The following is a 9166-nucleotide window of genomic DNA, read 5'->3' on the forward strand; positions in this document are numbered from 1 at the left end:
GTGTTCCAGTTTGGAACCAAGTTTGTCGATGAGTTTTGCTGGGGTCAGCTTTCCGCGGCTTCGCCGGAGGCCAGGGCATCGGTGACGCGTTGACGGGCACCAGCTAAGTGCTCTTCGCACCGTTTGGCTAGCTGCTCGCCCCTTTCCCACAATTTCAGCGACGCGTCGAGATCCAGGCCGCCCTGCTCGAGGAGCCGTACGACTTCGATTAGCTCATCTCGGCAATTTTCATAGCCAAGCTGACTAATAGGCGTAATCGACGACGCCTCATGTTGTTCGTCAGGAACCATCGGTACGCCCTTCGCTCACTGCGGTGATGGCGCCGTCGGCGACCCGCACCCGCAGCCTGCTGCCGGTCGGCGCGTCGTCCACGGAGCGCAGAATCTGCCCATCCTGTGGTAGCCCGTCTTCCAGTACCTGCACCACGGCGTAGCCGCGGGCCAGAGTGGCGGCCGGGCCCAGTGTGGACAGCCGCGCGGCCAGGTGCCCGACGCGCTCGGTCTCCACGGTGAGCATCCGGTTGATGTCGCGTCGCAGCGCGGCGCGGGCGCGGTGCACCTCGTCGCTGCGGCTGGTCACCATGCGCAGCGGGTCGGCGAGCACCGGACGGCTGCGCAGCTGAGCCAGCGAGCGCTCCTCGCGGGACACCCAGTTCCGCAGGGCCTGGGCATTGCGCCGGCGCAGGTCGGCGATCAGGCGTTGTTCGGCTGAGGTGTCGGGAACCACCTTCTTGGCCGCGTCGGTCGGGGTGGCGGCGCGCAGGTCGGCGACCAGATCGCAGAGCGGATTGTCGGGTTCGTGGCCCACGGCGCTGATCACCGGCGTCCGGCAGGCCGAGATCGCCCGGCACAGTGTCTCGTCGGAGAACGGCAGCAGATCCTCGACGCTGCCGCCGCCGCGGGCGATCACGATCACGTCGACCTCCGGGTGTCCGTCGAGGTCGCGCAGCGCCTCGACGACCTGCGCGACGGCGTTGACTCCCTGGACGGCGGCGTGGCGGATCGCGAATCGCACTGCGGGCCAACGGGCTTCGGCCACCGTCGTGACATCGCGCTCGGCGTGGCTGGCCCGGCTGGTGATCAGGCCGATCATGTTGGGCAGGAACGGGATCGGCCGTTTGAGCCGTGGGTCGAACAAGCCCTCGGCGTCCAGCAGCCGGCGCAACCGCTCGATGCGGGCCAGCAGCTCACCCACGCCCACGGCACGAATTTCGCTGAGCCGCAACGAGAATGTACCGCGACCGGTGTAAAACGAGGGTTTGCCGCAAACCACCACCTGGGTGCCTTCGGTCAGTCGCACCGGCGCGCTCAAAACCAGGTCGCGCGAGCAGGTGACGGTGAGCGACATGTCTGCGGCGGGGTCGCGCAGCACCATGAACACCGTGGCAGAGTTCGGCCGCATGTTGATCTGGGCCAACTGGCCCTCAACCCAGACGGTGCCCAGCTTGTCGATCCAGCTCGCCACCCGGATGGCAACGGCGCGAACCGGGAAGGGATTCTCGGCCGAGTTGGTCTGTGCGGCCGGAGTCACTTGGCGGTCGCGCGGGTGATCCTGTTGGCGAGCAGCGTCTGGAACGGGGCGCGGGCCTTGGTGGCCTGCTCGTAGGCCAGCAGGGCCTCCAGCTCGGCGACATCCAGCGACTGCAGCCGGGCCCGGAGCTGGGCCAGCGTGAGCTGGGGGTAGTCGAGTTCGTCAGCTACCTTCGGGGCCGGCACATTGGCCGCGGCAGCCGACTTGGATTGGCGGGTCGAGACCGGCTGGGTCGGGGCATCCGCTGCCGGGACGGCGTTCTCGGCGGTGTCGGACACCGAGTACAACGCGAACCGGCCCTCGGCGCGGCGTTCGCCGTCTACGCCGTCCACCGGAATGCTGGAGAACCCGCCGGCGCCGCCGTCGAGAACCTCGAGATCCTCGTCGAACGTCGCCCACTCGGGCTGCTCGTCCTTGGGCGGGAAGATGTTCTCCAGCGTGGTGTCACCCTTGATGACCAGCTCGGCGAGGTTTTGCTGGAAGCGCATCACCAGGTGTGCCGCCTGGCTGGCAAGGGTCATCGGGTACATCAGGATGGTTCGTGGGAGGCGCATCGTCTCTTCGACGGCGACCGTCGCCGCGCCGACGATCAGCCGAACCCCGTACGGTGCAGTAGCCATGCGTTCCAGCCTGCCTCACGCAGCGGCGAACTCCAAGCTGGCGGCGACGAAATGGCGGATCCGTGTCGGTGGAACGTACCCTGAGAGACATGGCGCCGACTATTGACATGGGGATTCCCGGTGCGGTGAGCACGGTGGCCTCCGATGGCGCGCCGGACCGCAAGCGGGTGCTGCTGGCGGAGCCGCGCGGCTACTGCGCAGGTGTGGACCGGGCCGTCGAGACGGTTGAGCGTGCGCTGGAGAAGCACGGCGCTCCCGTCTACGTGCGGCACGAGATCGTGCACAACCGGCACGTGGTGGACACGTTGGCCCGGGCGGGCGCGGTCTTCGTCGAGGAAACCGACCAGGTGCCCGAGGGTGCCATCGTCGTCTTCTCCGCGCACGGCGTCGCCCCGACGGTGTACGAGGCCGCCGCCGAACGCAACCTGCAGACCATCGACGCCACCTGCCCGCTGGTCACCAAGGTGCACAACGAGGCCAAGCGCTTCGCCCGCGCCGATTACGACATCCTGCTGATCGGGCACGAGGGCCACGAGGAGGTCGTCGGCACCGCCGGCGAAGCCCCTGACCACGTCCAGCTCGTCGACGGGGTCGAGGCCGCCGAGCGTGTCACCATCCGGGACGAGGACAAGGTCATCTGGCTGTCCCAGACCACGCTGTCGGTCGACGAGACCATGGAGATCGTCGAGCGGCTGCGCCAGCGCTTCCCGAAGTTGCAGGATCCGCCCAGCGACGACATCTGCTACGCCACCCAGAACCGCCAGGTCGCGGTCAAGGCGATGGCCCCCGAGTGTGAGCTGGTGATCGTCGTGGGATCCCGCAACTCATCTAATTCGGTGCGGTTGGTCGAGGTGGCACTGAACGCGGGGTCACGCGCGGCGCATCTGGTGGACTGGGCCGACGATATCGACCCGGCCTGGCTGGACGGCGTCACCACGGTCGGCGTGACGTCCGGGGCGTCGGTTCCCGAAGTGCTGGTCAGCGGTGTGCTGGACCGGTTGGCTGAGTACGGCTACGACATGGTCCAGCCGGTGACGACGGCCAACGAGACGCTGGTGTTCGCACTGCCGCGGGAAATCCGGCCTGCTCGGTCGCGAGGCTAGGGGACTTACTCCCAGGGCTCGGTCTGCGGCCTGCGCGGTGCGCGGGGCCGGCTCCGGCGATCTGAACGCGGTTCCTCGCGGCGGTCGTCGCGCGGCTCGCTGCGCGGTGCCTCTCCGCGGTAACGCACCTGCGAGATCGGGTGGTGGGTCGGGTTGGCGCCGTTCGACCCGTTGGTGCGCCTGCTGCGGGGCTCGTACGGCGGCTCGTAAGGCGGGTAGGGCTCATAGCCGCTGCCCCGGCGCTCGTGGCGGCTGCGGCGTTCACCGCGCTCGGAACGCTCGGAGGACGCGGGGCGGTCGTAGGAGTCGTAGGGATTGAAACGGGTGCTGCGCGGCTCTGGACGCTCATACGGCCGCTCAGTCGGCCTTTCAGAGGAGCGTGGCCGGTCATACGAGCTACGCCGTGGGTGCGGTTCGCGGCGCAGCTCCCGGGGTGGGTGCGCGCCCAGGTCCGAGTCGCCCTCCGGACGCCGACGTCGCCGCGGCGGTAGGTCTGTCCGGTCGTAGTCGGGGGTGTCGGCGGACGGCACCGCACTTCTGCGGCTCGAGCGGCGGGGACGCTCCGCGGCCGGGTCAAAGGAGTCGTCGGGGCGCGCGTGCCGCGAACGGGACCGCGCCGGGCGCTGCGCCGTCCGGCTGGTGCTCCGGGTCGTGCGGCCGCTGCGGGCGGCCCGGCCTTTCGAGTGGGCCGGCGGTGCGGCGTTGGCCGCGTCGGCATCGGCGTCGTCGTAGGAGTCGCCGGCCAGCAGGGAGCTCAGTTTCGCCACGAAACCACTGAGCAGGGGCGGGCGGTCCGTGGGTGCTTCGTCGGATGTCGCATCTCCGCTTGCCGCGCCGGTTTTGCTGTTCTTGCCGAAGTACCACCGGATCAGGCCGATCAGCAGGATGACTCCCGCGGTACCCAGCATCAGCGGGAAACGCTCGATGAGCGGGTAGCCGCAGTTGATCAGCAGGTCCTTGAACTTGTCGACCTTGCCGCCGTGGAACAGCCAGTAGGCCCCGGGCACGGTGCAGAACAGGATCAGCGGCGGCTGGATGACCGCGGTGAACACCGCCGCTTGCCGTACCGCGAGGACGGCTGCCACGCATCCGGCGATGTACAGACTCGCGAAGGTGTGGGTCAGCTCCTTGTGGCCGGCGTCGAACGCATAGCCGAGGGCCGTCGCTCCGACGGCGATGAGCACCGCCGCCCACCACGGCACACCTGGGATGGTAGGGACGATGGAGCGGTGACTGGGCTCCACCGCCGCTCTCTCCCGCTGCGCTGACACATAATGACCGTACCGGCTGCGCGGCCAAAGCCCCGTATATCGCTGGACAGTGATCGCTGGCGTGCCCCCTAAACTTGATTTCCCGTGAGCCTAAGCCTGGGAATCGTAGGTCTGCCCAACGTCGGCAAGTCGACCCTGTTCAACGCGCTGACCCGCAACAATGTGTTGGCGGCCAACTATCCGTTCGCGACGATCGAACCCAACGAGGGTGTGGTCTCGCTGCCGGATCCGCGCCTGGACAAGCTGGCGGAGTTGTTCGGATCGGCCCGCGTCGTGCCGGCGCCGGTGACCTTCACCGACATCGCCGGGCTGGTCCAAGGGGCTTCCGAGGGTGCCGGACTGGGAAACAAGTTCCTGGCCCACATCCGCGAATGCGACGCGATCTGTCAGGTGGTGCGGGTGTTCGCCGACGACGATGTGACGCATGTCTCCGGAAAGGTCGATCCGCGCTCCGATATCGAGATCGTGGAAACCGAACTGATCCTCGCGGATCTGCAGACATTGGAGCGCGCCCTGCCCAGGCTGGAGAAGGAAGCTCGCACCAACAAAGAGCGCAAACCGGTGCACGAGGCCGCCGTCGCCGCGCAGCAGATTCTCGACAGCGGCAAGACGCTGTTTGCTGCGCGGGTGGACACGTCTTTGCTGCGCGAGCTGAACCTGCTGACCACCAAACCGTTCCTGTACGTCTTCAACGCCGATGAGTCGGTGCTGACCGACGCCGCGCGGATCGCCGAGTTGCGCGAGCTCGTCGCCCCGGCCGACGCGGTTTTCCTCGATGCCGCAATCGAATCCGAACTGATCGAGCTCGATGACGAGTCCGCGGCAGAACTTCTCGAGTCGATCGGCCAGACCGAGCGGGGCCTGGATGCGTTGGCGCGCGCTGGTTTTCACACGCTGAAACTTCAGACCTACCTGACCGCGGGCCCGAAAGAGGCGCGGGCCTGGACGATTCACCAGGGGGACACCGCGCCCAAAGCGGCGGGTGTCATCCACACCGACTTCGAGAAGGGCTTTATCAAGGCCGAAATCGTGTCGTTCGACGACCTGGTTGCGGCCGGTTCTATGGCGGCGGCCAAAGCGGCGGGCAAGGTCCGAATGGAAGGTAAGGACTACGTGATGGCCGACGGGGACGTGGTCGAGTTCCGCCACGGAGGAACATCAGGAAGCGGCAAGAAGTGATGTGATGGCCGAGGGTGACCTGCTCACGACATACCGTGACTACTTGCGGTGCTTGAATACGCGACGGTGGGACGATCTTCGACACTTCGTCTCGGATGACGTCATGCACAACGGAGTACGGCTGCGACTCAGCGGTTACCGGGCGATGTTGGAGAGTGACACCCGAGCGGCGCCGGACCTTCAATTCGTCCCGGAGATCCTGATCGCCGACAACCAGGTCGTGTCCTGCCGGCTGTTCTTTCAGTGCACTCCACACCATGTTTTCTTGGGTTTCGAACCGACGGGTGGGCAAGTGTCGTTCGCCGAGCACGCCTTCTACAGGTTCGAAAACGGGCGGATAGCCGAAGTGTGGTCTGTGGTCGACAAGGAAGCCGTTCGCGGGCAGATCGCTCAGGAGAGGTAGCGGCGACGGCTAGTGACGTGGCCCGACTTGTCGGAGTGTGCCCTTAGCATTCGGCTCGCTGAGCCCTTCCGCCGTGATCCGGCGGCACTCCCCAGGAGAGGTCCCGATGAGACTGGTTTCGATCCGCGTCATCACAGCCGACGTGAAACGATTGGTCGGCTTCTATGAGATGGTCACCCAAGTCTCCGCCATCTGGGGGAACGAGCTGTTCGCCGAGATTCCGACATCGGTCGGAGCGCTGGCCATCGGTAGCGACAAGACCGTTCCCTTGTTTGGGCAAGGATCTGCTGAACCGGCGGCCAACCGGACCGCAATCGTCGAGTTCATCGTCGACGACGTCGACGCCGAGTACGAGCGACTTCGCGAGCACATAGCCGAGGTGGTCACCGAGCCGACGACGATGCCGTGGGGAAACCGTGCACTGTTGTTCAGGGACCCCGACGGAAACCTCGTTAACCTCTTCACCCCGGTCACTGATGCGGCCCGCGCCAAGTTCGGGATATGACTTTGGGATTCGACATTGAACGCCGGCGCGGTCGGGTTCCGGTTCCAACAACGTCAGGTGGGAAGGCTGGCGCCCAGTAGCTTTCGTCGCGATTCTTGGAAATCGGCTACGAATCGCGTCTCCTCCCCGATGATTTGGTGATGGAGAAGTTCGATCGCGGCGGTCTGGACTTCGACGTCTCGGATAGGGGGGCGGCAGATGCACCCGTCGTCGTGCTGTTGCACGGCCATCCGCAAACGAACGACGCCTGGAATGAGGTCGTACCGCGCCTGGTGAGTTCGGGTTATCGATGCCTGGCACCGAACCAGCGAGGAATCTCGCCTGGCGCACGACCGCGTCGCCGCCGCGATTTTCGGATGTCTGAGTTGGTCGAAGACTTGGGCGCACTAGTTGACGCAAGCGGAGCCGGCCGAGTGCACTTGGTGGGGCACGACTTCGGCGGCTTGGTCGCCTGGAGTTTCGCAGCGAAGTACCCCGACCGGGTACGGACGTTATCGGCGCTCTCCAGTCCGCACCCAGACGCTTTACAGAACGCGATGTTGACGAGCAGACAAGGCCTGACTTCGTGGTACGCCTACTTCTATCAACTGCCACTGATCCCTGAGCGGTTCTACCTCGGCGGCGACGCGAGCGCGAAGAGGCTGGCCAAGATGCTGAGATCTGGCGGTCAGCAACCGGATCTTGCCGACCGCGACGCAAGGGCTATGACGAAGCCAGGTGTCTACACTGCCGCACTCAACTGGTATCGCGCCGCGCCGTGGTCCGGCCGCGTCGGCGAGGTTGGTGTACCGACGCTCATGATCTGGAGTGATGGCGACAAGTACATCCTCGAAGCCGCCGCCCGTCGGTCGGAACGTTACGTGACGCAAGACTTTCGGTTCGAGGTGCTTTCCGGATCACACTGGCTTCCAGACGAACAACCCGACGCCGTCGCCGGACTCCTGGTCGACTGGTTCGCGCAGTGGGCATAGCGAACGGCGACGTGGTGGAGCTCCGGTTCAACGTGTAGCTCAAAAAGTAAGGCGTAGAGGCTAACTGGTACCCATCACGCAGTCGGTGTCACCCGCCGCCATACATCGTTGAACGCGACGCTGTCGTAAAACGCGGTCACCCTGGCGATGCGATCGCCGCGAAACTGCATGAACCACGCGTAGGTGTTGCGGTATACCGGCACGAACGGCGTTGAGATTGCGCTGGCCTTCGCTGTTGTTCTCTGGTTTGTGAGCCGGCATAAGGATGTGAGGTGGAATTCCATCACTCTGGGGACAGCGACTTCGGCTGAACACACCGGTGCACTTGTTGGTGATTCCGGACGACCTGCTCACGCTGGGAGCGTTGACCGCCAATCCGGTTCCCGCGGTTGGTCTTTGACGGTGCTTGCATCCGAGGCGCGGGCAAGGTGACCGAAACTTGTCATACCTCACTGCGATGATGGGTTCATGTCTGCGGTGACGTCTCCGAAGGAGCGCTTGGCGGTCTTGTTCGAGGAGTTGGCTGAGTTGGCCGGGCAGCGCAACGCCGTTGATGGCCGCATTGTGGAGATCGCCGCCGAGATCGATCGCGACGGGCTGTGCGGGATCACCGGCGCCCGGTCGGTTGCGGCGTTGGTGGCCTGGAAGCTGGGGTCGTCGTCGGCCAATGCGCATACGATCACCACCATTGCGGGTCGGTGGGGGGAGTTTCCGCGCTGCACGCAAGGCATGCGTGAGGGCCGGTTGTCATTGGATCAGGTCGGGGTGATCGCGGCACGCGCCGGACACGGATCCGATGAGCACTACGCGCAGTTGGCGCGCGTTGCCACGGTCAACCAGTTGCGCACCGCGCTCAAGCTGGAGCCGCGCTCAAAGCCCGAGTCTCGGCCGCAGCCACAAGCCTCGATCACCAAGACCTGTGACGAGGTGTCGACCACGTGGCGGATCACCCTGCCGCATTCCGAGGCCGCCGCGTTCGACGCGGCGCTGGCCAGCCATCGTGAGGCGCTGGTCGCGCAGTGGAAGCGCGATCGCGAGGATGGGCAGGGCGGATCCGAGAATGCACCGCCGTTGCCGGGGATGGTGGAGGCGTTCATGCGGCTGGTCGAGGCCGGCTGGGATGTCGAGGCGACCGCGCGCCCGCACGGGCAGCACACCACGGTGGTGGTGCACGTCGATGCCGCTCAGCGCGTCGCCTCACTGCATCTGGGCCCGCTGCTGTCCGAGGCGGAACGCGATTATCTGACCTGCGATGCCAGCTGCGAGGTGTGGTTTGAACGGGACGGGGAGGTCATCGGCGCCGGCCGCACGACACGCGTGATCAACCGGCGGTTGCGCCGCGCTCTGGAACATCGCCACCCCACCTGCGCAGTGCCTGGCTGCGGGGCGACCCGGGGCCTGCATGCCCATCACATCCGCCATTGGCAAGACGGCGGCCCCACCGAGCTGCACAATCTGGTCCTGGTCTGCCCCTACCACCACCGGCTGCACCACCGCGGCCTGATCACCATCACCGGTGACGCCACCCACCTCCAAGTCACCGATGACTCCGGGCAACCGCTCAACTCAGGGTCACTTGCGCGC

General features: G+C 66.0%; 10 protein-coding genes. 6 read left to right on the forward strand and 4 right to left on the reverse strand.

Annotated elements, in window-relative coordinates; translation table 11 throughout:
* Positions 1-44: 44 nt before the first annotated feature.
* Genes AO501_RS30355 through AO501_RS30365 form a run of 3 tightly spaced genes read right to left on the reverse strand, consistent with a single transcriptional unit; the run spans position 45 to position 2150 of the window.
* Positions 45-290: an exodeoxyribonuclease VII small subunit gene (locus tag AO501_RS30355; protein WP_055581285.1), complete on the reverse strand. Its 246-nt coding sequence runs from the start codon at positions 288-290 to the stop codon at positions 45-47.
* Positions 280-1530 (reverse strand): exodeoxyribonuclease VII large subunit, encoded by a 1251-nt coding sequence (gene xseA / locus AO501_RS30360; protein ID WP_055581286.1) that lies wholly within the window; start codon positions 1528-1530, stop codon positions 280-282. The genes AO501_RS30355 and xseA overlap by 11 nt, the downstream gene beginning before the upstream one ends.
* Complete coding sequence (locus AO501_RS30365; protein WP_055581287.1) at positions 1527-2150, reverse strand: lipid droplet-associated protein; 624 nt, start codon at positions 2148-2150, stop codon at positions 1527-1529. Before AO501_RS30365 ends, xseA begins: the two co-directional genes overlap by 4 nt.
* A gap of 89 nt (positions 2151-2239) precedes the next feature.
* Between AO501_RS30365 and AO501_RS30370 the strand changes: the two genes are divergently transcribed.
* Entirely contained in the window at positions 2240-3253 is a 1014-nt protein-coding gene (locus tag AO501_RS30370; RefSeq protein WP_055581288.1) for a 4-hydroxy-3-methylbut-2-enyl diphosphate reductase, read from the forward strand.
* Positions 3254-3258: 5 nt separating this feature from the next.
* On the opposite strand, the gene AO501_RS30375 is transcribed toward AO501_RS30370, so the two are convergent.
* Positions 3259-4524, reverse strand: a complete 1266-nt coding sequence (locus AO501_RS30375; RefSeq protein WP_055581289.1) for a DUF6542 domain-containing protein — start codon at positions 4522-4524, stop codon at positions 3259-3261.
* A gap of 84 nt (positions 4525-4608) precedes the next feature.
* On the opposite strand from AO501_RS30375, the gene ychF reads away from it, so the two are divergent.
* From ychF to AO501_RS30400, 5 genes are all read left to right on the forward strand, one after another.
* Complete coding sequence (gene ychF / locus AO501_RS30380; protein ID WP_055581290.1) at positions 4609-5703, forward strand: redox-regulated ATPase YchF; 1095 nt, start codon at positions 4609-4611, stop codon at positions 5701-5703.
* 4 nt (positions 5704-5707) lie between these two features.
* The gene (locus tag AO501_RS30385) at positions 5708-6106 is read left to right on the forward strand and encodes an ester cyclase (protein ID WP_055581296.1); all 399 of its coding nucleotides are present in this window, start codon (positions 5708-5710) and stop codon (positions 6104-6106) included.
* A 106-nt stretch (positions 6107-6212) separates the two neighbouring features.
* A complete protein-coding gene (locus tag AO501_RS30390) occupies positions 6213-6611 on the forward strand; it encodes a VOC family protein (RefSeq protein ID WP_055581291.1) in 399 nt (132 codons plus the stop codon).
* A 140-nt stretch (positions 6612-6751) separates the two neighbouring features.
* Positions 6752-7582, forward strand: a complete 831-nt coding sequence (locus tag AO501_RS30395; RefSeq protein WP_055581297.1) for an alpha/beta fold hydrolase — start codon at positions 6752-6754, stop codon at positions 7580-7582.
* Positions 7583-8050: 468 nt separating this feature from the next.
* Positions 8051-9166, forward strand: a 1116-nt coding sequence (locus tag AO501_RS30400; protein WP_055581292.1) for an HNH endonuclease signature motif containing protein, incomplete at its 3' end; no start/stop codon positions are given.

This window comes from Mycobacterium gordonae (assembly GCF_001417955.2).
GTDB classification, from domain to species: domain Bacteria; phylum Actinomycetota; class Actinomycetes; order Mycobacteriales; family Mycobacteriaceae; genus Mycobacterium; species Mycobacterium gordonae_B.